General features: G+C 55.5%; 18 protein-coding genes. 8 read left to right on the top strand and 10 right to left on the bottom strand.

Features of this window, described 5'->3' with window-relative positions; translation table 11 throughout:
• The first annotated feature begins 99 nt into the window (after positions 1–99).
• Positions 100–1302 carry a class I SAM-dependent rRNA methyltransferase gene (locus JMJ16_RS17415; protein ID WP_201383514.1) on the top strand — a complete coding sequence of 401 codons (1203 nt, stop codon included), beginning with the start codon at positions 100–102 and terminating at the stop codon, positions 1300–1302.
• A 21-nt stretch (positions 1303–1323) separates the two neighbouring features.
• Here JMJ16_RS17415 and JMJ16_RS17410 read toward each other — a convergent pair whose 3' ends face one another.
• Both JMJ16_RS17410 and JMJ16_RS17405 read right to left on the bottom strand, forming a co-directional pair.
• Positions 1324–2046, bottom strand: coding sequence for a histidine phosphatase family protein (locus tag JMJ16_RS17410; RefSeq protein WP_201383512.1), 723 nt, complete (start codon positions 2044–2046; stop codon positions 1324–1326).
• Positions 2047–2319: 273 nt separating this feature from the next.
• Complete coding sequence (locus JMJ16_RS17405; RefSeq protein WP_201383510.1) at positions 2320–3771, bottom strand: serine hydrolase; 1452 nt, start codon at positions 3769–3771, stop codon at positions 2320–2322.
• A 331-nt stretch (positions 3772–4102) separates the two neighbouring features.
• Here JMJ16_RS17405 and JMJ16_RS17400 point away from each other — a divergent pair, with 331 nt between their 5' ends.
• The gene (locus tag JMJ16_RS17400) at positions 4103–4567 is read left to right on the top strand and encodes a CoxG family protein (RefSeq protein ID WP_201376437.1); all 465 of its coding nucleotides are present in this window, start codon (positions 4103–4105) and stop codon (positions 4565–4567) included.
• Between the two features lie 44 nt (positions 4568–4611).
• Positions 4612–5445 carry a bifunctional 2-polyprenyl-6-hydroxyphenol methylase/3-demethylubiquinol 3-O-methyltransferase UbiG gene (locus JMJ16_RS17395; RefSeq protein WP_201383508.1) on the top strand — a complete coding sequence of 278 codons (834 nt, stop codon included), beginning with the start codon at positions 4612–4614 and terminating at the stop codon, positions 5443–5445.
• A 72-nt stretch (positions 5446–5517) separates the two neighbouring features.
• On the opposite strand, the gene JMJ16_RS17390 is transcribed toward JMJ16_RS17395, so the two are convergent.
• The gene (locus JMJ16_RS17390; RefSeq protein ID WP_201376435.1) at positions 5518–5952 is read right to left on the bottom strand and encodes a CoxG family protein; all 435 of its coding nucleotides are present in this window, start codon (positions 5950–5952) and stop codon (positions 5518–5520) included.
• Between the two features lie 627 nt (positions 5953–6579).
• On the opposite strand from JMJ16_RS17390, the gene JMJ16_RS17385 reads away from it, so the two are divergent.
• Entirely contained in the window at positions 6580–7689 is a 1110-nt protein-coding gene (locus JMJ16_RS17385) for a hypothetical protein (protein ID WP_201383506.1), read from the top strand.
• A gap of 87 nt (positions 7690–7776) precedes the next feature.
• Here JMJ16_RS17385 and JMJ16_RS17380 read toward each other — a convergent pair whose 3' ends face one another.
• Together JMJ16_RS17380 and JMJ16_RS17375 are read right to left on the bottom strand one after the other, a co-directional pair.
• On the bottom strand, positions 7777–8451 hold the full coding sequence (locus JMJ16_RS17380; RefSeq protein WP_201383504.1) for an HD domain-containing protein: 675 nt from the start codon (positions 8449–8451) through the stop codon (positions 7777–7779).
• Complete coding sequence (locus tag JMJ16_RS17375) at positions 8441–11347, bottom strand: ATP-binding protein (RefSeq protein WP_201383502.1); 2907 nt, start codon at positions 11345–11347, stop codon at positions 8441–8443. Before JMJ16_RS17375 ends, JMJ16_RS17380 begins: the two co-directional genes overlap by 11 nt.
• A gap of 238 nt (positions 11348–11585) precedes the next feature.
• On the opposite strand from JMJ16_RS17375, the gene JMJ16_RS17370 reads away from it, so the two are divergent.
• Positions 11586–12530, top strand: a complete 945-nt coding sequence (locus tag JMJ16_RS17370) for a DUF1464 family protein (protein ID WP_201383500.1) — start codon at positions 11586–11588, stop codon at positions 12528–12530.
• Here JMJ16_RS17370 and JMJ16_RS17365 read toward each other — a convergent pair.
• Positions 12462–13706, bottom strand: a complete 1245-nt coding sequence (locus JMJ16_RS17365) for a YihY/virulence factor BrkB family protein (RefSeq protein ID WP_201383498.1) — start codon at positions 13704–13706, stop codon at positions 12462–12464. The genes JMJ16_RS17370 and JMJ16_RS17365 overlap by 69 nt on opposite strands.
• 289 nt (positions 13707–13995) lie before the next feature.
• Here JMJ16_RS17365 and JMJ16_RS17360 point away from each other — a divergent pair, with 289 nt between their 5' ends.
• Positions 13996–14277 (top strand): J domain-containing protein, encoded by a 282-nt coding sequence (locus JMJ16_RS17360; protein ID WP_201383496.1) that lies wholly within the window; start codon positions 13996–13998, stop codon positions 14275–14277.
• Between the two features lie 15 nt (positions 14278–14292).
• Here JMJ16_RS17360 and JMJ16_RS17355 read toward each other — a convergent pair whose 3' ends face one another.
• Positions 14293–15039 (bottom strand): zinc ribbon domain-containing protein, encoded by a 747-nt coding sequence (locus JMJ16_RS17355; RefSeq protein WP_201383494.1) that lies wholly within the window; start codon positions 15037–15039, stop codon positions 14293–14295.
• A gap of 304 nt (positions 15040–15343) precedes the next feature.
• Between JMJ16_RS17355 and JMJ16_RS17350 the strand changes: the two genes are divergently transcribed.
• Entirely contained in the window at positions 15344–17437 is a 2094-nt protein-coding gene (locus JMJ16_RS17350) for a type IIA DNA topoisomerase subunit B (RefSeq protein ID WP_236601607.1), read from the top strand.
• Positions 17438–17440: 3 nt separating this feature from the next.
• Positions 17441–19963, top strand: coding sequence for a DNA topoisomerase (ATP-hydrolyzing) subunit A (locus JMJ16_RS17345; protein WP_201383492.1), 2523 nt, complete (start codon positions 17441–17443; stop codon positions 19961–19963).
• Between the two features lie 88 nt (positions 19964–20051).
• Here the strand turns inward: JMJ16_RS17345 and JMJ16_RS17340 are convergent, their stop codons facing one another.
• From JMJ16_RS17340 to JMJ16_RS17330, 3 genes are all read right to left on the bottom strand, one after another.
• A complete protein-coding gene (locus JMJ16_RS17340; protein WP_201383490.1) occupies positions 20052–20405 on the bottom strand; it encodes a DUF4342 domain-containing protein in 354 nt (117 codons plus the stop codon).
• Between the two features lie 222 nt (positions 20406–20627).
• Positions 20628–21857 (bottom strand): YCF48-related protein, encoded by a 1230-nt coding sequence (locus tag JMJ16_RS17335; RefSeq protein ID WP_201383488.1) that lies wholly within the window; start codon positions 21855–21857, stop codon positions 20628–20630.
• A gap of 48 nt (positions 21858–21905) precedes the next feature.
• Positions 21906–24098, bottom strand: coding sequence for a protease pro-enzyme activation domain-containing protein (locus JMJ16_RS17330; RefSeq protein WP_236601606.1), 2193 nt, complete (start codon positions 24096–24098; stop codon positions 21906–21908).
• Between the last annotated feature and the right edge of the window lie 204 nt (positions 24099–24302).

The raw sequence follows: 24302 nt of genomic DNA, 5'->3' as shown, positions 1-24302 counted from the left end.
GGTTGTAGGGTCCAAGCTGGCTTGGACCCTACAACTTAACGACTTCACTGCGTATGCGATAATAGCAAAAACAACACAAACAGAGAGCGAGTTATATCAGTGTCATCTGTGCAATACCCTACAGCGAGTTTAAAACCCCATCGTGATGAGAGCCTGCTTGGAGGCCATCTCTGGATCTTCTCTGGCGCCTTACAGCAACCACCACGCTGGGTCGAGCCAGGTGCCCTGTTGGACGTGAAGTCCTCGACAGGCCAGTTTGTGGCGCGCGGCTACTATAATCCCCAGACGGATATCGCGATCCGTATCCTGACACGCGATAACACAGAGGCTATCGATGGTGACTTTTTGCGTAAGCGTGTGTGCGAGGCGCAGGAGCTGCGCAAGGTCTTTGTGCCGGGTGTGACCAATGCCTATCGCCTGATTCACTCGGAGGGAGATGGCCTGCCGGGCCTGGTGGTGGATCACTACGCCGACATCCTGGTTGCCCAGGTGCATACTCTAGGTATGGATCGCTTGCTGCCCCAGGTGCTTGAAGCCTTGCTCGCGGAGACGGGCGCACGCGGAATTCTCTTGCGCAACGAGAGCCAGGCACGTCGCCGCGAGGGTCTGGAGATAGAGGAGCCACGCGTGGCAGCAGGAGAGGTGCCCCAGCAGATCGAGATCTTTGAGAACGGCGTGCGCTTCATTGTTGATCCCTGGCGGGGACAGAAAACGGGCTTTTTCCTGGATCAGCGCGATAAGCGTGAGGCCTTGCGCAAATATGCGCGAGGTGGGCGTGTGCTCAATTGCTTCAGTTATAGCGGGGGCTTCTCGGTCTACGCGGCCCTGAGCTCAGAAGCGACACAGACGGTGAGCGTAGATGCCTCTGCTCCAGCTATTGAGGCGGCACGTCAGCATTTTGCCCTGAATGGCCTGGATGCCAGCAAGCACGAGTTTCATACCGAGGATGTGTTTGAGTACCTGGAACAGGCCGCAGAGCGTGGGGAGCGCTTTGACGTGGTTATACTGGACCCACCGGCCTTCGCCAAGAACCAGGGTGCGCGTACGCAGGCTCTTAAAGCCTATCGTCGCCTCAATACCCTAGGCATGCAGGTCTTGCGTCCAGGCGGGATTCTCTTGACCTGTTCATGCTCTGGCGTGATTGGTATGGACGATCTGCTGGGGGTCGTCTCCAATAGTGCCCAGCGTCAGAAGCGCACGGTACAACTGCTGGAGTCCTATACCCATGGCGTGGATCATCCTACCAACCTGGCAATGCCGGAAACCAATTATCTCAAGTCCGTCTTTTGCCGAGTCCTTTAAGAAAGGGAGGTGATGCGGGTCCTAACGAACCTGCGTCACCTCTTCTGTCCCTGCTGACTGCTTCTTGAATTCGGGAACGGCAGGCACGAAGTTCGCGGCCTCGCCTGAGAGATGGGTGCAGGCTGCCCACTGTACCAGCCTGCCCACGACATCGTGCTCACTGGTGGTGAGTTCGATCTCGCTAATTGAGCAGTTGTGCTTTTTGCCTCTGCGAATGGTCTCCAGGCTCTCGGGACCACAGATCGCCGAGACGAGGGCGGTAAAAATGGCTGCGTGTCCGGCGATGGCGATCACGCGCCCCTGCTTGCCCCAGGTCACTTTATGCAGGCCACGTTTGCCGCGCTCGGTCAGGGTCAGGAAGCTCTCTCCATTGGGGAAGCTGACGTCGAGGTGACCATGATACCACTGCGCCAGGATATTGTTATGATAGTCCCAGTTCTCAGCGGTGGGCGCGGCATCTTCGAGATCACCCACATTTAGTTCGCGGAACTCTTCAAAGAGTGTGACTGGTAGATGATGCGGTTCAGCGATAATTTCGGCGGTTTCACGGGCGCGTTTGAGGGGCGAAGAGAAGAATTCATCAATATGCCATTCGTGTAGATGGGCGGCGGTTTGTTGTGCTTGAAGCACACCCTTGGCCGTTAGCGAGTAGTCAATGCGTTTGTAGGAAAACTCTCCAGTAACGTTTGCGAGATTCTCTCCATGGCGAATGAGGTAGATGGTGTTGGTATACTGTGTGCTCATAAGCTCCTATGTATAGTGGGAAGGATAGTGTTTCAGGTACCATCTTCTCTATGGGTCTCAGCGCCGAGTCCCGCACGGGCGTGTGCGAGGGCACCCGAATAGGCAAAAGATCGGACAGCGCACTTGATGTCATCTATACTATAGTTCCAAGGACATAACATTGTCTAGTGATTTCTCGTGGTTTATTGGCCACTTGTTTTCACGAGACAAGGCTTGTCCTTTTGCTTCGTGAAGGGAACGACAATCCTCTTTTGCAAGGATCTTAGCGTTACCTCAACCGACCACGCGGCCGGTGATCGTCGTGACCGTCGTGGGGCCCCAGGATGCGTTCGGCTCCACTTCCAGTTGTAGTTTGTCGCTCGTGTAGTAGAAGCGGAAGACCGGGCAGAACACGCCCTCGTAATAACAGATCCTCACCTCGTAGGTGTCTTCCGCCGTCCAGGCGCCGCACGCGGCGACGGGTTCGTCGCCATACCCGCGCATGTCGGTGGTCCCTTTCAGCCACGTGGCGTAGCCGACCTGCATCGGGTGCTCGCCGCGTTCGTCGCGTACTATGAGCGTGCCGCGCTCGTCGCCGAACTTGATCGCGACGCTCTCCAGCTTCAGATCATTGCTCTCCAGCTTGTACGTTTGCCCCCACCACTGCTCTGCCTTGGGCGACGAGGGCTGCCCCTTCGGCAGCGGCAGCGACAGGACCGCCAGCTTGTCGTACAACCCGCCGTAGGCTTGCGGGTCGGCGGGCAACGCTTCCGGCTGCATGGCGGGCAGCAGATGCTCCCAGACCTTGTCCAGTACAGCCTGCATGTTCCGCACGCCGCCGATGATGGCCAGCACCGCGTCCTGCTCAGGCATGACGATGCAGTATTGGCCGAAGGCGCCGTCGCCGCGGTAGCCATCGTGCCGGCAGCGCCAGAACTGGTAGCCGTACCCGACCGTCCAGTCGGGGTTGGTCTGGGTGTTGCTGTTGTCGGAGTGGGCGCTCGTCGCCTCGGCGACCCACGCCTCCGACAGGATGCGCCTGCCGTGCCAGTTGCCCTTCTGCAGATACATCTGGCCGAAGCGGGCGATGTCCTCCGTCTTGATGTGTAGACCGGACCCGCCGATGTTGATGCCGCGCGGGTCGATCTCCCAGGTGGGGTTCTCGATGCCCAGAGGGTCGAACAGGCGCGTGCGCAGGTAGTCTAGCAGGGGCTCATCCGTCAGTCTGGTGATGATGGCCGAGAGCATGTACGTGGCCGCGGTGTTGTAGACGAACCACGTGCCAGGCTGGTATTCGACGGGCAGCGACAGGAAAGTGCGGGGCCAGTTGTCGTCTTCGCCTCCGAACACGTGCCCGGACGTGTCCTCCTTGTGGCCGGTGTTCATGGACAGCAGGTGCCGCACGCGCATAGCCTTCAGGTTCTCGCTAGGATTCGCCGGAGAGTCGTCGGGGAAGAACTTCAGAACGGGGTCATCCACCGTGAGCAACCCCTCGGCCACTGCCAGGCCGATGCCGGTGGAGGTGAAGCTCTTGCTCAGCGAGTAGAGCGAGTGCGGGAATTGGGGCCCGTAGGGCGTCCACCATCCCTCTGCCGCCACGTTCCCGTGACGCAGAAGCATGAAGCCCAGCACCGCGTCCAACGGGTGGGTGTGCTGCTCAACTGCCCGGATGAAATCCAGGACCGCCGAGGAGGGGATGCCCTCGGCTTCCGGGCTGCTGCGCTTCAACTGAGTTATGCTTGCCATGATATCGATCTACCCCTTTCTTTTATTCGGCCCTCATAAGGCCTGGTATTGTCCGTAATGAATGAATTGGCCTGTTCTGTCGCCGCGCTTCAGGCTTCCTCTGTTGCTGTAATCGTCGTTCTTGTTCTTACTGTACCACATAGCGCGCTGGGTTGCTCGCAAATCGAGACTTCAACTCCCTGGTGGCACTGACGAGATCGGGGAAGCTAAAGTATATTGAGCGCCGCAGGCGCGAAAAGTAATGCTTCTTTAGCCCCAGCATTGGTGTGATATGATGGTAACAACGCTTTGCTTGCGCGACAAGTAGGAATTGTGGAAAGGATAATGTGTTATGCAGTTTTCTGGCTCGCAAACGATCGCTGCCCCTCTTGAGAAGGTGTGGGCGTTTCTCTTAGATGTGAATAATGTGGCGAGCTGTGCGCCGGGCTTTCAGAGCCTGGAGCAGTTGGGCGAAGAGCATTGGAAGGCCCTGATCTCGGTTGGCGTGGGACCTGTGAAGGCCAAGTTTAACCTGGATGTCACGCGCCCAGAGAAGCGCGAACCCGAATTTATGGCCGTCAAGGCACGTGGCAAAGCGCCCGGCAGCGCAGTCGACCTCGCGGGCGATATGCAGTTAAGCGCCATTGATGCTAACCAGACGAAGATGGATTGGAACGCCCAGGTAACGATCAGTGGCTCTATTGCCAGCGTCGGCGCGCGCCTGATCAATGGCACCGCCGAGAAGATGACTAACCAGTTCTTTAGCTGCCTCCAATCCAAGCTCCAGGAGCCACAGACCGCTTCAGCTGGCGAGTAACCGCGTTGTAGGCCTTGTGCTCTGTTCTCAGGGAGGTAGAAACAATGCAAACGGCGCTTGCGCGTTGGCAGGAGATCCTGACGGCGAGGGCGCGTCAGATGGACGAGGCATATGCCCGTCTGGGGCGTTCCAGTGCCGACTTCTGGGATCGGCGCGCGCGCAACTACCACCGCTCAAGCCAACGAGTTCAATCCGATAACTCGTTGCTGCTGCGAATGAGTGAGGTGCTTATGCCCGAGAGCGAGGTGCTGGATGTAGGAGCGGGCACCGGACGCTATGCGCTGGCCCTGGCACCTCTGGTGAAACACGTCTACGCGGTCGAGCCAAACGCAAGTATGTTGCGCTATTTACAAGCGGATGCGCAGGCCAGCGGGATCACGAATATTTCATCTATAGTCAGTACGTGGCAGGAGGCAGACCCCGCCCTGCGTGCAGATGTCTCGCTGTGCAGCCACGTGCTCTATCCTATTCTTGATCTGGACCGTTTCCTCGCCAGGCTACATGCAGCGACGCGGCACACCTGCTTCCTCTTTATGCGCGCCACCTCTTTTGATGAGATCAGCGATCCCCTGTGGCGGCATTTTCATGGCGAGGCGCGTTGCCTGCCTCCTGGCTATATCCACGCGCTGGATGTCCTCTACGAAATGGGCATTTATGCCAATGTCGAGGTCGTCTCTACCACGCAAAGTATGAGCTTTGCCTCGCTTGAGGAGGCCGTCGCGGAGATGCGTGAGCAGTTGATTTTGCCTGAGGATCCCGAGATTACGGAGGAACTGCGTGGCATGCTGGCCTCCTGGCTGGTTGAGCAGGGGACCATGCTGACCTTCCCGTTGCCGCAGATGCCCAATGCCATTATCTCCTGGCGGGCGAATGGATAAGCAGGAACAAGAAAAGCGGGTCCCTTGCTCTCATCCGAGAGCAAGGGACCCGCTTTTTGAGTTTGCGAGAGATTAGGCGATATTGTTATCCAGGTTCTTGAAGATGGTGTTCAAGGTGCTGTTGACTACGCCCTTGCCGATGGGATTGTTCGCCATCGCGACCGCACCTTCAAGCTCCGCGTTGGCCTCATACGCCAGCACGGCGCCGCCGGGCTCGTCGGAAATATTGATCTGGCAGACGCCATTGACCGAGCCACCGGTGCCCTGGCGCTGAATCTGAAGTTCAATGAAGTTGGGTTCCTGAACGCGGGTGATGTTGATGACCACCGCGTAGGGACCTTTCAGTCCGGGGATGGGTGTCGTCACAAATGCCTTGATGCGGTTCGCGTCGAGGAACTCAATCGACTGGCAACCAGGGATGCTGGCCTGGAGGATGGAGGGATTGAGTATGCCCTTGAAGACCTGCGAGCTGGAAGACTTGAACTTGTGTGTACCACTAAGTTTCATGCGAGAAAAACCCTTCCTTAGAAAAAATATTGTTGATAGCGTCTTGATGCGCTTCTGCAATATGCATGTGTTTGCATGTACGATCTAGTAGATCAGGCCCTATTGTACCGACTTCTTATGCGACTTTCAAGAAGTTAGCCTCTTTTCCTACTCCTGAGCGCCTGCGGCGCTCAGGAGTAAAGGGTGATGATGTGGCGCATGGGCATTTGCCCACACGCCACATCATCACCCTTTACTCAGAGAATGTCCATCGCAGGGGAGGCTTACGGCGTCTCGAATGGATATCTTCTATCTTCTATGAGGTCTATAAATTGCATTCAATATGTAAATTTGGGATTTCGAAATGTATGGAAAGTAGATTATCCAAATGTGCTATCTGCATATTTTTTGCAAATCTTTTGTGGAATATGTGTTATACTGCATCTATACGTTCCAACCTGTATCGTATAATCCTAAAAACTTTTGGGAGCAGCGATGTCTTTGCATAGAGAACAAGTAGAAACAACGAACCAAGATTGGCATACTTATGTGGCGAGAGAGAGGTATAATCTTTCGGCCTCTATAGAGCAGACATTCTATGAGAAATCTGTGGCTGCTGGTCGAGAGCGGGAGGGGGTAGATGGGAAAGTGAAGAACTCGAGTCATACCATCTATGGCAAAACGCTGATTCCACCTCGTATTAGCTTGCAATCGCGCCTGGCACCAGCCTTTTACCGCAGTAATCTGGGCGAGGAACCCGCGGTCACGCAGACAAATGTGGCCCTCATGGCTCTGAGTGAAAATGGCGAACTGAAGGCGAGTTCTGAGAATAACCTGCTGACCCGCTTCGCGCGGCGTGTCACCTCATCGCTGGCGGCTATCGGTTTCTACAAACGGAGCGGAACACCTCCGGAGTCAGGTGATTATAGAAATACTGCTGCTAGGGATACTACAAATGTTGTGGTTAACACGATCTCTGCGCAAGAGACGCTTGATTTTCCATCGATACCGGCATCTTTTCATGATGGCATGCCGACTATGAATGAGATGAGAGAGGCAGCGCATATTGCGGACCAAATGACTATACCTCCGCTGGAGCAGATGTTTGACACACCCTGGAATGAAGCCTTTCGCCCGTTGCCATCTTCGATGGGTTCATTCTCGGCCTCCATGACGAGCATCAGTTCCTCTATGGGAAGCGTTGCTGTCTCGCAGACGGGCAGGGGCAGGTATCGCCTGGCTGGCCACACTACCAAAATTCATTTGCAGGCCGCCTCACCTGTGGCTATGGCGAAGGAGACCCTGGCCTCTACTCAGATCCCGCTTTCACCCACAGCTCCCCGTGTTCCCATTGTCGGGACGCGCCGCAAGGAGAGCGTGAGCGCCTATATGCCAGCCGTGCAGAAGGGAAGCGAGAAGCGTGCAAGTGAGGACATTGTGGCTACACACGCCCCTGGTCTCCTGCCCGATACGCCCATGGAGATGATGCGTAATAGCGCTTACCTTACGGCCCTGAAACCAGTGCAGACAGCACGGAAGACGACGAATGCGGGGAGTGGCGTCTTTGAGAGCGCTCAGCGCGACGTCACCATTAATCATGAGCAGGTCAGTGCCACCAGTACGGTCCTGGTCACGTTGACATCTGACCCTGGCCCGGTGGTGGTGCATTTCGTCACGCTCCAGCCCGGCGTCGGCTTCACCGTCCATCTGACGGCCCCTGCATCTAAACAAGCAACCTTTAACTACATCATCCTCTAGACAACGCTACAAAAGTACGCGTCTACATATGGTCTATATGTAGACGCGTACTTTTGTAGCGTCGCCCCATCTCGACATCCTGTATCTTTACAGCCCTCCTTGTACTTCCTGGCGCAGGCGCTGAAAGAAGTTTTCCATATAGTCAAAGCGTTCCTGTGCCAGTTCGCGGCCGGCCGCGGTCGTCATGCGCTGGGGCATGGCATCGAAGAGCAGTTCAAACTCGATGCTTGGCGAATAGTCAGGGCGCCGACGGAGCTGGCGAACGAGGAGGGGATCGACAGGTCGACTGACCTCGGGGGGAACCTCTGAGTAGACCTTCTGGTTGTAGCGTCCTGTAATGCAGAAGAGGCGCGCAATCCCAATTGCGCCTAGACAATCAATCTTATCTGCGTCATAGAGGATACGCCCTTCGAGGGTGCGCGGAACCTGGCCCCCTGTCATGCGATGGTCGCGAATGGCCTGCTGGACCAGGGGAATGCTCTCCTGGGGGAAGTGGGTATGCGCGAGCAGGTCGGCGGCCATATGCGCGCCTATCTCGGCATGGTCGCCACCATGCAGGCGTTCGCGCTCCTGCCCGATATCGTGAAATGCGACCGCGGCCCAGATCACTGGCAGATCACCACCCTCCCTGGCTTGAATCGTCTCTGCCAGGGACATGACACGAAGTAAGTGGTCAAAATCATGTGAGGCATCCTTACATTCTTCTTGTTCCAGTACCTCCCTGGCGCGTTCCACGATCCAGGAGCGAAGTTCAGGCTTCAATGATGTCAGATCTTTCTACTAATGGTAAGGTGAGAATAAAACAAGTGCCCTCGCCCGGAATACCACTACTCTCGACGCCGATATGCCCACCATGCAGGCTTAGAAACTGTGCCACGACATACAGCCCCAGGCCCACACCCCTGGTCTTGTTCCCTTCGATATTGGGGGCGCGATAAAAGCGCTCGAAGAGGCGTGCCTGGGCATCGAGGGGGATGCCAATGCCCTGATCTTGTATGCGTATCTCTACAAAGGGATCCCCGCTGGCGTTAGGTGTCTGCTGCAAGGTAACAGTAATAGATCCTCCGAACGGACTGTATTTTATCGCATTTTGCAGGAGGTTCGCAAAGACCTGGGAGAGGCGGGCGCTATCACCCAGGATGAGGTAGGGGTGCGCGCCTGTTTGAACCTGGCAGGTGATGGTATGCATGGGCGAGGTCATAGCATGCTCGGCGACCGTCCGCTCAACAATACGCTGGACATCAAGCTCTTCTGTATTGAGTACGATCTGGCCACGATTGAGGCGCGTTACCTCCAGGAAGGTATTGACGATGTTAGTGAGTTGATGGCCCTGTTGATCAATCGTGGCGATGCTCTCATGCAATTTATCCTGGAGCACTGGCTCAAGTTGATGCTTGCGGAGCAGGCGCGCCATCATCTGGCTATGGGCGACGATAATGGTGAGCGGTGTGCGAAACTCATGGGCAGTAATATCGAGAAATTCGTCTTTCAGATCGTTTGACTGGCGCATAAGCTCCTCACTGGTGCGGGCGAGGGTTGCCTCCTTCTGCCAGTGCATCTGTTCCATGGCCAGGCCCGCGAACTGCGCGATACCTTCGGCGACCGCGAGATCCCAGACATTAAAGACCGGGTGGCGCAGGGGACGCGTCGCGCCCTCCTGTGGATGCTGCTCCTTGCGCAGCGTGGTCGAGCGGTCGAGCAGAATAACCCCGTGGAGGTCGTTACGATGCATAATGGGAGCCGCGATGAGCATGGTTTCGGCGAAGGGATTAGGCTGCTCCGGACATTGTTCCGCGCTGACCTGGAGCGCGTGCCCGGACAGCAGGTGTTCCCGAAATCCCGTGTACTGTCCCTCTGTTGGCATAAGCCAGGTTTGTTGTTCTTGCTGCCAGAGCTCCTCCTCTTCTGGAGCGAAACCAATGGAGAGATAGGGTTCAAATACATGCTGCTCCTGGTTATAGAGCTGAACCATACCGCGATCACAATGCAGCGAAGCCAGGGTTTTCCCCAGCAGGCTCTGTAGCATATCGTGAAGGCTCGTCAGGCCCGAAACCGCCTCGGCGGCATGGAGCATGGTATCCAGTGCGCGCCGGACGCGCCGCTCGCTGCGTATCTGTTCGCTGATATCCCGAAATGCGCTGACGATGCCGATCTGTTGCTGTTGATCGTCTAGGAGCGGCTCGACATTGATCTCCATGGTACGCTCGGAGCCATCGGCGCTTGTCGTCACATAGCGCTCGCCACGGATATATTCGCCACGTAGTGCGCGTACAATCGGGAAGCGCTCAGGTGGAATAGTTTTGCCGCGTAAGGTTGAAATATGTCGATGTTGGAGGAGCTTGGAGAGGTCAATTTGCGCGTCAAAAGAGGTTTCCAGGTAGCGCCTGGCCATATGGTTGCTGAGAATGGCCTCCCCTTGCATATCCAGGACCAGGATGCCCTCGCTCATGGCGTTGAAGATAGCATCAAGTGTATTGGCGCGTTCATTCGCCAGGGCGGCGGCCTGGCGGGCCTCCTGCAAAATATGATCTTTCTCGATGGCCAGGGCACATTGAGCCGCGATATCCAGGGCAAAGGCGCGATATCCCTGCGAGGGGGCACGTGCATGCAGGGGAAAGCCAATCAAGGCCAGTCCCAGGCACGAGGTCTCGCCTCGCGCCGTCCGCTGACTATGCTGGCGGGGAAGATTCCCCATCAAGGGAGCCACGAGGACCTGCTCAAAACCAAGCTGCTGAAACCAGGCACGCTCATATGGAGTGGCCTGATCGGAGGGAATGAAGTAGGTCTTCCCCGTTGTGGCCGCTTGCTGACAGTGAGATAACGCTGGCAGGTGGGGGCCTTCGCTGGGTGTTGAGGAGGTTGACTCGCCCTGGATCATCACGGTCAGGGTCGTGTCCTGGGAGAGAAGCGCAATGGCTGCCTTGCCCGTACCAAAGCCCTGTTGGAGGTGCTGTGTGGCAATATGCAAGACCGTCGCCAGCTCCTCACCGGAGTTGACGGCCATAGCGACCTGGTAAATAGAGCGGGCGCGCTGGATCAGGCGTTCGGCGCGCTTGCGCTCGCTTTGTGCTTGCTGATAGAGGCGGGCATTATGAATGGTGAGCGCGGCCTGCTGCCCGATGGCGCGTGCCAACTGCTGTTGTTCCGCGCTAAAAAGCGTTTCCTGCTGGGGATTATCGAGCGACATGATGCCCACGGGTTTGCCTTCACGCAAGAGCGCGATCAATAGAATCGAGCGCACCAGAAATTTATCAGCGAGCAGGCGCATGTGGGAACTGGGGGTACTGGCGAGATCGCTAAGTGCCAGGCAGGGTTGTTGTTGTACGAGGTGTTGTACAATAGGATCATGAAAGGGAAAGCGACTTCGGTGCCAGACGTGGTCGGCGGCCTGGAGCGCCTTCGGCGGAAAGCTTGAGGCGTTCAGGTGATAGGCTGAGGGGAGAAAGGAAGTCTGGGCTTCGTCGAGGAGCCAGACCGCGCAGCGCTGCACTTCGCACACTTCTGTGGTACGGCGCACGAGTACCTGTAAAATATGGGTCGGGTCCAGCGAAGAGGCCAGCAGTTCTGAGAGTTCGCGCAACAACTCGCTCTCGCGCAATGCGTTTCTCAGTCGAATGTGCTCTTCATTACTTGTCGATATAGATTGCTCTCCAGGCATACTTACGACCTCTTCCGAAGCTACATGGACCTCAAAAAGGCACGTGCATTTTTACTATACTCTGTCACTAGAACCAGGAGTTCATGGACGGCATTGGGTAAACGAGGCATCTCATCTAATTGAGTGAAAGTGTAACAGATTCTTACAGGTTACGTCAAGGAAAACGAAGGAATACAGTATTGGACGCGCTGTGTGTTTCAATATGTTGTGTCCATACATGGGAGATAAATTGAAGAGCATGAATATAAGCCTGGGTCTTGAGTATCGCCATGGTGAGTGGCGTCTGTGCGTGTTGGAGCAGGGAAAGCTCATCGAGTATAGATCCTTCGCCATGGGCGAACTGCTCGCAGAGCATATATCGCGTCTCTGTGCCTGCTATCCCGAGCCGGCTCTGGCCCTGGCATCTCAACTGGAAACGGGCCTGCGCCCTTTAGCTACGTTTGATCCAGGGACACAGGTCTCGCTTTCGCTCTGTACCGCGGCTAGCGCTGAGGAGCTTGATGAGCTACAACGCTTTCTCGTCTCGTTAAGCGCCTACAATAGTCATAGCTACTGCCTGCCGAGTGTGCGTTATTTGCCGAGTGTGCCGGCTTTTCGCAAGCGTTATCGCTCCCAGATGGGGGGATCTGATCGCCTCAGTGTGGCGGCGACCTTGCTCTACCGTATGCGCCAGCGCGAGGCGGTCTGGCCAGAGATGCGCTTCCTCTTGCTTGACATGAGCAGTATAGCGCGTCATATTACGGTGATCTATGATGGGCGCATCATCGATGATTATGGCGAGAAGCCACTCACCTATTTCTCGCCCAAGCAGGCTGAGAGCGAGGAATTAGCCATGGCGCTGGAAGAGGATCTACGCCAGGACCTCGCGGCGCTTATAGCTATCCACCACATCGAAGATATCGTGTTGCTGGATCGAGGCTATACGCCTGCGGGATCAACAGCCACGGTGCCGCTGGTAAACGAAAAGATGCTCGCTCGCCTCGGGGACCTCTACCAGGTCTATGGTTTTCCCCGTGAGGCAAGCGAGCCTGAAGGTTTCGAGTGTGCGCTAGGAGCCGCGCTTCTCGCCGATGGTCTGGATGGACAGGGACTCGCGGCCGAGGTTACTGAGCATCTAATGTCTCTGGCGCAGGCGGAACCATTCGAGCAAGACCGCGACGAGGGAGCCAGCAGCCACCTGTAGGACCATGCCCTTCTTGCTTGGTTTGGCGGCAGGGGCTTTTCCGGCTGAACCGTGTTGCAGATAACCTGGCGTCTGGTGAATTTTCTCCTGGTTGCGGCGCAGGTTCTGCTCCTCCTGTTCCCGTGCTTCTGCAACATGCTGGCGGTCGGCAAGCTCGGTGGCTTTGATATTTACAATTGCCTCAGCTTCTTTCTCTGGAATATCCTTATTGAGCTTGCCCGCCATGGTGCTGACAAACGTTACCAGGTTGTTGGGGAGAGGGCGTACGCCTTCGCTAAAGAAGGCATTGATCTCGCCACCAATCATCAGGATCGTGGCGAAGTAGTAGAAAAAGATCAAGAAAATGATCGCGAAGCCCACCTGGCCGGTATAGTTGCCCAGGCCAAAACGCGCATAGATTGGGAAGAGTGCCAGGAAAAGAGCCAGGGCAATCGACGAGCCAAGCGCGCCCTTCCAGCTATTCTTCCAGCTGATTTGCTGATTGGGGACAATAACGTAAATGGCTTCGAAGAGCATAAAACCTACCAGGACGCTACCGCCAAAACCTGCCAGGTACGAGAGCACAGGGTTTGCGGCGATGGTTGATACAAAGGGAATGCTCTTCAATGCCGGGTTATTTTGCAGTAATCCGAGTATAAGGGTGGGGAGCGACGAGGCAAAGACCATGATGGGAACGAGAAAGACAAAGATCAGTACCATGCCTATGGCGACCAGGCGCTGGCGTATCATAGGGCGTGGCCGTACGCGGTAGACGATGTCCAGGCAGTTCTCTATGGTCACAAACAGGTTGGAGCCGTTGAAAAGTGCCAGCACCACGGCGATAATTGTCAACCAACCGGCGTTTTTCTGCAGTTGCGTAATCGCCAGGCTGAGCGCAGCCTTGTTGGACCCTGCGATTGGGAAGAAGCTCGTTGCCTGGTTAATAAGTTGCTGTGTATCGGTGACACTACCCAGGGCAAACCCCAGGATGGCGATCAAGGCAATGGCGATAGGCACTATCGACATCAGAATGTTATAGGCCAGCAGGCCCGCCAGGCCTGACGACCAGTCGTTATTAAATTTGTTTAGGAATTCGCGGAAGGTCTTGCCGCCCGCTTCCGCCCCGTGGAGGAGGTGCTGTGTCGCGCTCTTTTTCTTGTGCGCCTCACTCTCCATATTGCTTATGCCTCTTGCCATAATTGCATCTCCCGTTGGATACTATACAGTGCTCGATCTGCTATCCGCATTTTCTGAAAGATAAAGGAAAAGCAAGAAAAAGGACCTTATCTTCTGTATATCAGTCACGGTTGAGCATAGTGTAGCGTTTCATTTCTAGCGCTGTTTCGGGTATAGTATTGGAGAGAAGGCAGGCAGAAAACCTATAGCGGTATGTAGTAGCATGAAGCTGTGTATTATATACGGGCATAATATGTAGACACGTACTTTAGTAGCATCGGGCAGGAGCTTACTGTAGATTGAGAGGACAATGAGTACACGACCACCAAAATCGCTGGGCGCCTTACTATGGCAGATGCTGCGCCTGAGTATGAAAGCGCTCTGGGAGAGCAATTCAAATCCAGCCCGTGTGCTCATGCAGCGCCAGCAGGCCCTGGCGGTGCTGGGCCTGCCTGCGAACGCGAGTCCTCAACAAATTAAACAGCGCTATCGCCTGCTGGCCAAGCGATACCACCCGGACCGGGGAGGCGATCCCCAGCAGATGCAGCGTATCATCGCGGCCTATCATACTTTGATGCGCGAACAGAAATAGGAGAGCTGGGCGCGCCTAGAAGAGGGGCGCGCCACAGCGATTACAGAAGCGCTTCCCCGGTCGACAGCGATTACCACACTGCTCACAATAGATTGGCTGCCCACTGGCTGCTGGCGCCTGATTTTGGCTGACAACGGGGGGCGCGGATGGTGGCGCAGGCGGCGTGGGCATAGTTTGGTGTTGTGGCGCAGGCGGAGCGACGTTCTGCACTGGTTGCCTGGGATAGTTTGGATTCGCTGTAGGTTGGCTCGGACCCGCTAGCTGCGCGTCGGGATCTGGCTTCTGTGTGCTCTGAATCGTATCATTGATGGTTTTCGCGGCCTTGACGGCCATTCCACCCAGCGTCGTGGCGATCTTAATGCCTTTGGCGATATCGTCCATATCCTTTTTCATGCGCTGCATCGAGGGCAGGGATGGTGAGTCTGAGACCTTCGCGAATAGGTTCTTCCCCAACTGGATGCCATCCTCTTGCGGCGTCAACTGTCCTTGCTCCTGGTTCCCATCATCAAAGCGCAGGGTCAGTAGCGAGCCCTGCTGATAAAAATTTCCCTCACGCCTGATCTCAGCGGCGGGCGCCGTGGCGTTGGTCTGCTCGCCCTTGATGAAGGACTGGGCCATATGGGCCAGGCGACTGCGATCCTGGACAATCAAGACGAAGCGCCCATTCGCTTGGAGAACAAGGCGGTCAATGAGGGAGGTAAAGTAGTCTAGACCCACCCCTGAGCGATGCTGACACTCATACTGACCTGTAATTGGCTTCATGATAATTCGCGCCCTTTCCCGGTGAAATTCTATCCTTGCTGTCTTATACTACGAAAATGAGGCCAGGATAGTTGAGTATATCACAGCCGTTTGTGCTACCCACAGTTGCCAAATTGGTGTCTCTATTCTAACATGTGCATGCGCTAATCTTGCGCCCTGGCATGATTACCAGATATGCTAAGAACAAAAAGAATTTGACTAATAGAACTTTTGATCCAAAATTGCTAGAGATTATCTTGACTTTCCATGTTTAAGGCTGTATGCTGATTAGGCAATAAACGCATTGAAAGAGGTATAGGGTTAGATGTCTCGTTCCCCAAAAGCACTCCCTCCCATGCAGAATGAGTCAGACCTTCAGCAACAGGAGTTCTCATTCTTAGCGACGCGGAGTATAGACGAAGATAGAGAAGAAAAACAACAGATACAGAGCGTTGAGTCGAAGGCGCCTAGAGCCCGGAAGGAGGCAGTATACTCCTCTGCCGATATCCAGGTGCTCGAGGGTATCTCCGCCATTCGACATCGCCCGGGAATGTATATTGGCTCAACATCTACCTCTGGACTGGTGCATCTGATTTGGGAGGCGCTTGACAATGCTGTTGATGAGGCTGTAGCTGGCTATGGCAAGCAGATCTGGGTAACGATTGATCGGGAGGGCTGGGTCACGGTACGTGACGAAGCACGAGGTATGCCCTTTGACCTTATGCTTTACCAGGGGGATTACCTGCCCGCGGCAACGGTTATCCTAACAGTACCTCATTCAGGCGGCAAATTCGCTGAAGGTGCCTACAAGACTGCAGGCGGTCTGCATGGTGTTGGCTCGACCGTCATCAACGCCCTTTCAGAGAAGCTAGAATTGACCATCTGGAAGGATGGGCAGTGTTTTACCCAGTCGTTTAGTCGTGGTACCGCGCTGCCACACCAGATTGAGCCTTGTGACCCAAAATTACACGGTACCCAGTTGCGCTGGGCGTATGACCGCACCATCTTTGATCCCGATGTCTACTACTCTCTTGAAGCCATCGATAGCCGTTTGAAGGCCTCCGCCTATCTCAATCGCGGTGTAACTTTCCATTTAGAGGCCTGGGATGAGAGCCTCAACGAGCAGGTACGGCGCGTGTACTACTCGCGTGAGGGTCTGCCGGACTACGTGCGTGATCTCTCCTCTGGGACGAATACCCCCATGTTTAAGCATGTGCTTGGCATCGCCAAAGAGAAGGACGATGTCTCGGTCGAGGTTGCGCTCCAGCCTACCACAGGGTATAAAACCGCGCTCTATAGCTACGCCAATGCCGTGCGTACGCGCGATGGTGGTGTGCACGAAAGCGGGTTTAAGGCCGCCTTAACCAAGGTCATCAATGACTATGCCATCAAGCTGAGCGTGATCAAGAATCGCGAGCGTGATGGCTTTAAACCAGAGGTAATTCAACAGGGCCTAAACGTCGTTATCTCGGTCAAGTTGACCAACCCTCAGTTCCAGGGCCAGACCAAGGATCGCCTGAACAATGCTCCCATTGAAGGCATCGTACGTTCAGTCGTTGACGAGGGGCTGAAGGACTGGTTTGAGAAGAATAGCGCGGCCGGGAAAGAGTGGCTGAAGAAAATTCAGCAGATGCAGAAGGCGCGCAATGAGGCTCAGTTGGTGGAGGAGTTGGCGCGGGCGGGCACCAAGAAGAACAATGAGATGATCGACACCTCGCTCTCAAAGAAGTTCCTGCGTTGCAACACCAGTGATGCTTCGCGCGCGGAACTCTTTATCGTCGAGGGCGATTCGGCGGGTGGTAGCGCCGGTCAGGGGCGTTTCTCCGAGTTCCAGGCCGTCTTAAAGCTCAAGGGCAAACCCCTGAACGTGGCCAAGGCCGATTTGAAGAGTATCGTCGAGAACGAAGAGATTCGCACGATCATCAATGTGCTGGGAACCGGCACACGCGATGTATTTGATATTAGCCGTCTCAAATTTAACCGGGTTATTATCGCGACCGATGCGGATGTGGATGGTCTGCATATCCAATGCCTCCTGCTGACGCTTTTCCACCAGGAGTTTAGCGATCTGATTGAGCAAGGGCATGTGTATATTGCCTGTCCCCCCCTGTTCTCCGTCAAGTATAAGGGCAAGGTGCATTGGCTGCTCAATGACGAGGCGCGTGAGCGCTTTGTACGTACCCATGCCGACGCGCAGAACCTGGAGTTCAAGCGTTTCAAAGGTCTGGGCGAGATGAACCCGAAGGAACTGCGCGATACCACCTTTGACCCGGCACGGCGTACGCTCAAGCGGGTAACAATGGAGGATGGCGTCCTGGCGGCGAAACTGGTGACTGAGCTGATGGAGGATAAAAACGCGGAACGCCGTCGCGTTTTCCTGGCGGAACACTCGCGTAAGATCAAGGAACTGGACGTGTAAACGATGGCAAGTGTAAGTGAAAATACAGAGAAAACCGTAGAAACGGGTATCATACAGGAAGATTTCTCCGTGATCATGGCCCAGGCCTTTGCGACCTATGGCCTCTCCGTGGTCACGGATCGCGCCCTCCCAGATGCGCGCGATGGCCTCAAACCGGTGCAGCGCCGTATCCTGGCGGGTATGCGCGAGGCGCGTTACCTTGCCAGCCGCCCTACGGTCAAGAGCGCCGAGGTCGTGGGCCTGATCCTGGGTAATTATCATCCACACGGCGATACCTCGGTCTATGATGCGGCGGTCCGCATGGCCCAGCCCTTTACCATGCGCTATCCGCTGATCGAGGGGCAGGGCAACATGGGCAGCGAGGATGGCGATGCCCCGGCGGCTTATCGCTACACCGAGATGCGCCTCTCGCCGCTCGCGGAGGCCTTGATGGCCGATATGGAGCGTGAGACGGTTCCCCTGCATCCAACCTATAAGCAGGATCCCAAGGTGCAGGAGCCTGACTATCTACCTGGACGCATTCCGCCTGTTGTCAATCCCTCCAGCGGTATCGCAGTTGGCCTCTCAACCAACATTCCGCCCCATAACCTGGGCGAGGTGCTACGAGCCTGTATCGCCCTGCTGGATCGTCCCGATATGACCGTCGATGAGCTGATGGGCTATATTCCAGGGCCTGACTTTAGCCAGGGTGGCCATATCATCGGCACCGAGGGCATTCGCGATTATTTCACCACCGGCAAGGGACGTATCATTGTGCGAGCGGAGGTGCGCCTGGAGGAGACGCCGCGCAGCCGCGCGCTCGTCGTTACCCAGATTCCCCCGACTGGACGCGACAAGGTCAAGGCTTCCATTATCAAGGCCTTTAACGCGCGCAAACTCGAAGGACTGATGGCCGATCTGCGCGACGAGAGCGACACCGAGAAGGGGACGCGCATCGTGCTGGAACTGCGCAAAGACGTGGACGCAGCCCAGACACTGGAGCAGCTCTATCGCGAAACTGATCTCCAGATCGCGATCTCCTTCCAGATGGTCTTTCTCTTTGGCTCACCCATGCAGGCCGCACGCCAGCCCAAACAGACCGGGATGCTGGAACTGCTCAACTACTGGAACGCGCACCAGCTCGACCTGCTCACGCGCCGGGCACAGTACGACCTGCGCAAGGCCCGTGAGCGCCTGCATGTCATTGAGGGCCTGATTACCGGTGCCGCGCACGCGGAAGAGATCGTGAAGATCTTCCAGCAGTCAGAAGATCGGGCCAGCGCCCGTAGAGCCATTGAAGAGCGCTACTCCCTGACGGAGATCCAATCGGACGTCATCGCCTCGATGACACTCTCGCAGGTTACCAAATTGGATAGCGGCAAATACCAGCGCGAGCGCGATGAGTTGCAGCGGCGCATCGAGGAGCTAGAGAATCTGCTCGCGAATCGGCGCGCCCTGATCTCCCTCTTGAAGAAGGAGATGCAGCAGCTCATGCGCCAGTTTGCGGATGAGCGCCGCACCTACATTGATGTTGAGGGGCAGCCCCACGCGCCCATCACTCATGTGGCCAGTCTGCATGAGCGTGAGCCGCTGACCGTCGCCTTTGCCTCTCCTGGGACGCTGAAGGCGCTTGCGCCCGATACCTTCAAGCCCAAGCAGAAAAATGGTGTGCTTGCGTATACCCCTGTCCGTGGCGATGAGCAGTTGCGCCAGGTGGTCGCCACCACCACGCAGGACTACCTGTTGTGTATGTCCTCGACCGGGCGTGTCTTCCAGATCGGTAGCCATCGCCTACCCCTGGTGACGCGTTCCGCCAAGGGCGAGGCCATCCGCGATCTGCTGGAGCTGGCGCCAGGTGAAGAGATCGTGGCGGTTGTGCCCATCGATGCCTATGACGAGGATCGCTACATGGTCACCTTTAGCCGCCTGGGCAAGGTCAAGAAGTCGCCACTTAGCGAGTACAAAACGGTCGATATCGATGGCGCGCAAGATATGAAGCTGGCAGAGGGCGATAGCGTCGTCACGGCGCTGCTCTCACGTGGACAGGGCGAGTACTTTGTCACTACCGACTATGCGCAGACGCTGCGTTTTAGTGACGAGGCCTTGCGTGCTCAGGGCCGTGTCGGCCAGGGTGTCGCGGCCATCGCCCTCGCCAAGGGAGGAGGCGTCGTTGTAAGCGCCTCTTATTATGAGCCTCAAGGGACCGTCGTCGACGAGACCACGGGCGAAGTCCTGCCAGAGTTGAATAGCCTGCTGGTCGTAACCGAGCAGGGCACGCTCAAGAAGGTACCTGTTAGCCAGTATCCCCAGAAGGGACGTGCAACTGGTGGTGTGGTCACTACCGAGATCGGCGACAAAGACCGCGTCTTGCTCAGTATGCTGGTAAATGAACAGGATCACCTGCTGCTCGGCTGGACGGGACGCAATGGGGAGAAAGGCGAGCATGCCCTGGTCCTTCCCGTCAGCGAGGTCAAGGCCTTCCCGCGCGTCAAGCAGGGCGTCGAGGTCGTCAATGGGCGCATCCTCACCGTAGTCAAGCTAGGGTAGTTTTATAGTGTAGAGAAAAAAGTGTGAGAGCTGGTTCGGGCATTGGCCCGAACCAGCTCTCACACTTTTTTCTCTACACTAATTGAGTTTAGAGGGCTGGGGGAACGTCGTCGCGAATCTCTTCCACCTTACGCTCGATATAGTCGGTGGGGCTATCGGTGCGCACGACTTCGATGGAGCACTGCGTCAACAGCGCGCCCAGAACGCCGACCGCTGCCAGGGCTGGCGCGAGGAGAACGCCCGCGACGCCAATGGTCAGAGGAAGCTCCAGAATGGAGTTGCCATCCTGCTTAATGATAATACGGCGAACATTACCCTCATGGATAAGCTCTTTTACCTTGGCCAGCAACTGCTCGCCAACGACCTGGAGCTCTTCAACACCATAAGATTTCTGCTCAATATTGCTGCGATCAGTATAGCCTTCACGTGGATCTTGTGCCATTGTATTTTCTCCTTTTTGTATATGTTGCATAAGTATGTTTTTATATGCTAATCTCATCTGTTAGGCGCTAATCATGACTGTGATCGTTCTCTCACAGCCTCACATATAATACGCAGCACATGGCTGAAAGGTTGGAGAAATCTTAATACAAATAGAGAATGTGGCGCTGGAGATCGGCTCAGCCGATCTCCAGCGCCACATTCTCTATTTGTATTAAGAAGGCTAGTCGGCAACTGGCTGCAGAGCATGCCAGTTATGACCGCCGTTGTTGGTCTGGAAAAGATTCCAGTTATTCTGCTTATCCTTGATCCAGACCCAACCCGTTTGGGGCGTGAGGAAGGTCAAGTCACCCAACACCTGCCAATCGGCGTCAGCCTTGAGTAGCCCGCTTGGATGGATGATATCCCAGGAGCGACCACCAGTGCTGGTGTGATGAAGGACGAATTGGCCCTGACCATCAAAGCCAAAGCTCCAGCTCTCTCGGGCATTGAGGGAACTAAAGTTTGTGAATTCCGTGTACGCGGTCGCGGGCGAAGAGGGTCCCAGCAGCCAGGTCTTGCCTCCATCCTGTGTCTGATAGGCGGTGAGATGCGGCATACCGTTGCCAGAATCTGTATCATATTTCACAAAAAGCGTGCCAGTATACTTGTCCTGCCAGAATGGCCCATACCCTTGCGTAAAATAAACGCTATTGCTCCCTTTGATTGGCGCAATGGTGTCTTTGTTCCAGGTCTTGCCGCCATCATGGGTGCTATAGAGATAGACCTCTCCTGAGAGCCAGATGCCCGTTACCCAGCCCTGTTGGGGGGTGGCAAACGTAAAATGGATCGACTGGCCGTATGGACGAGCCAGGCTCGCCGGATTATCAACGGTATTCAGTAAGGTCTCCCAGGTTTTACCGCCGTTACTGGTGCGCAATAGCGCGATATTGGACGATCCTGGATGGGAACCCTGAGCGCTGAACGCGAGCCAGCCATGTTGGGAGTCCAGAAAGTTAATCTGATAGAAGTAGTATGGCCCACCAGGGGTTGAAAGGGTAAAGGATGTTGTTTGCCAGGTCTGACCACTATCCTGGGTGCTGAGAAGAATCTGTGTTTGATCTTGTAGGGCTCCAATATAGCCATGCCTGGCATCCGGGAAGAATGAAGTTGTGACGAACATATTCGTCGCTTTGAACTGTGATGGCGTCACGTCGCGCCAGTGTTCGGGTCCCTGATGCGTCGCATAGATATGGGTATGGTTCTCATCGAATGCCCAGCCGTGTTGCTGGTCAATCATGGTCAGCCCCGCAAGCTGGATCTGGTGTGTTGCCGTCGGTGCCACCTGCGCGTTAGCGATGGAAGGCGCTAGAAATGCTCCGATCATCAGACACACTGCCAGCAATGCTATGCAGGAAAAGCGTGCTTGCCAGGCTGTAATTCTCCATCTGGAGCCTGTAAACAGAGGTCGCATACCGTAAACTCCTTTGAATGTTCTTCTATCCATGGTTTGCCTCTATTTTCAAGAATGGGTAGCCGTCAATGCCACATCATCAACGAAGAAGGCCGTCGCTGTCGAAGATGCTGTGGTCCCGTGGAAGTCGACCTCAACGCGTTTTCCGGCATACCTGGCAAGAGCCTGCGTGACGTCAAAGGTATATTGATTCCAGCCCGAGGCCTGTGTGTTGCACAGCTTCTGAGGAGTGGCAATGGTGGTCCCATTGCTCGTGCGCAGGCGTGTGGTGAGGGCGTCGGTGCAGTTGCGTCCCGTGGCCTGGCTGCTGACATAGACCCAGTAGCTTAGCACAACTTTAGTGGTGTTGGCGGGAAGGGTCACAGTTTGCCCGATGCTATCGTTACACGTGGCGTAGCCACAGAGATCGGCGCTCGTATCCCCCGCATGGGCTTGCGTCGTATCGACGATCTCATATGCGCCAGAAGCATGTTCTGTCCACGATTGTGATCCATTGTCAAAGCCTGGATTCTGTAACAACTGCGTCGAGCCATGATCTCCGCCTGGTGCCAGGGTGAGCAGATCGCGCGCGATGTTCCAGGCATCAGGGGTGCCTATACCAGACGCGTTATCATAGCCTGAAGTGGCCTGGTAGTACAGGTTATTACCCGATGTAATATCGTGGTAGGCGCTGTAGGTCTGAGGCGTGTTGTAGAGGGCGTATAAACTGGCGCTGGCTCCTCCGAGACCAGGCTTACCCTGTTTAGAGAGGTATTCGTTCATATCGGTGGCGAGGGCGGCCCACAAGGGCGCCGCGGCACTTGTACCACCAACAACTCCCCACCCCTGAGCGCAGATAGTGTCCGTAGTGGTGCAGTAGATTGAATAGCCAGTCTGTGGATCGGCATCTGCCGATACATCGGGCGTCTCGCGGTTGAGATTTGTAAGATTGGGGCCTGCCTGGTAGGCTGGACGTGTAAAGTGAGCACTGATGCCACCGCCGCCGCCTTCGCTGTAGGTCTGATTGCTCCACGCTGACTCGCTGCCGTAGGTCCCATTGCTTTGAAGCTGTAAATTGGTGCCACCAACACCCACCACATATGGGTCATCAGAGGGCGAGTCAACAGCCAGGGTTGAGCCATCGCGACAATCGTAGGCGCCAGAGTCACCGGATGCTGAAAAGAAAGCCTGCCCCTGGGCTGCACCCTGCGCGAAGATATTGTCCAGTGTTGTCAGTTCCGCGTCACCAGAGTTCAGCTCACATATGCCCCAGCTAATACTGACGACTTTGGCGAGGTTATCGGTCACGATTTTGTTGTATGTATCATTCACACCAGGAACGGTATTGGGACCGATATACACCTTCTGCGTGGCATCGGGCGCTAGCGCTGAGAGAACCTCCATATCCAGCTCGACCTCTACCGCTCCATCGCCAGGGGTATTGGTCGCGTCATCCACAAGCACATTCGAGTACTTGGGAGCGCCGAGATGATAGTAGTCGAGGTAGGTCGAAACATCGGAGGGATTATAGCCATCGAGCTCAAAAAGAGCCGTCGTCTGACCAGCGCCGGTGCCGCCATTGTTCATTAGTTCATTCATATCATAGGCGGTCCGCAACTCCGTCGGCGTGTAGCCTTTTCCTGGGCCAGTCGCTGGCCCGGATTGCTGTGTTAGGGCTGCATGATGATAGCGAACGAGATTATCCAATCCTTCAATGTTTAGAATCGCGCTCCCCAGCGTATCCGGAATAGTTGGATCAGAGGCAGGCGCATAGACCACGCGCCCATCCAACTGATAATCATTGAGCGTGACACCAAAGGCCTTTTCAACCGTGGCTACTGATCCGGTTGCATTCACCAGCATATTGTTTGGGGCGACCGAGGTAACAGTTAATCCCTGATCCTTCAGATAGGAGACGACGCTTCCCACCGTCGCTTGCGTTGGGCCAAACTCGGCCGTAAACTGCTGGGGCGTCAGGTAGTGGTGATAAGAAGGTGACTTCGGATCGTTCTGGTCCGCGATCAGCGCGTCCAGGCCAGCGCGATTGCGAAGATTGAGACTGATCGAGAGTTGTAGCTGTTTCTGTTTGCTAGTTTCTTGTGTGGATTTATAGCGTTTGAGCGTCTCAATCGCGCGACTAGGTAATGTGTGACGTCCAGTCTGTGACGCCGCAGAAACGGGATTACTTTGATAGATAAACATCGATGTAAGCGTCGCCAGTAGGACAGCACATCCCACCAGGCGAGCGAGAAATGGCGACATCTTGCGCCGCAAACTTTTTCTCACAAATCCTCCGGAGTAATGGAACGACAAAACATACAGTTGTCTTGTCAGGCACAGTTCACATACCGTCAAAAGAAAAGAAACTTACTTTTTCTTTTCTACTAGGAACAACGCAACCAACCAGTCAATAATCGCGCCCATAGGAGATTTGGTATTCTCTGGGGAGTGGCGTGATCGATAGGT

This window comes from Ktedonobacter sp. SOSP1-52, assembly GCF_016587395.1.
The sequence above is the reverse complement of the archived record's forward strand: the minus strand, read 5'-3'. Positions and strand labels throughout refer to the sequence as shown.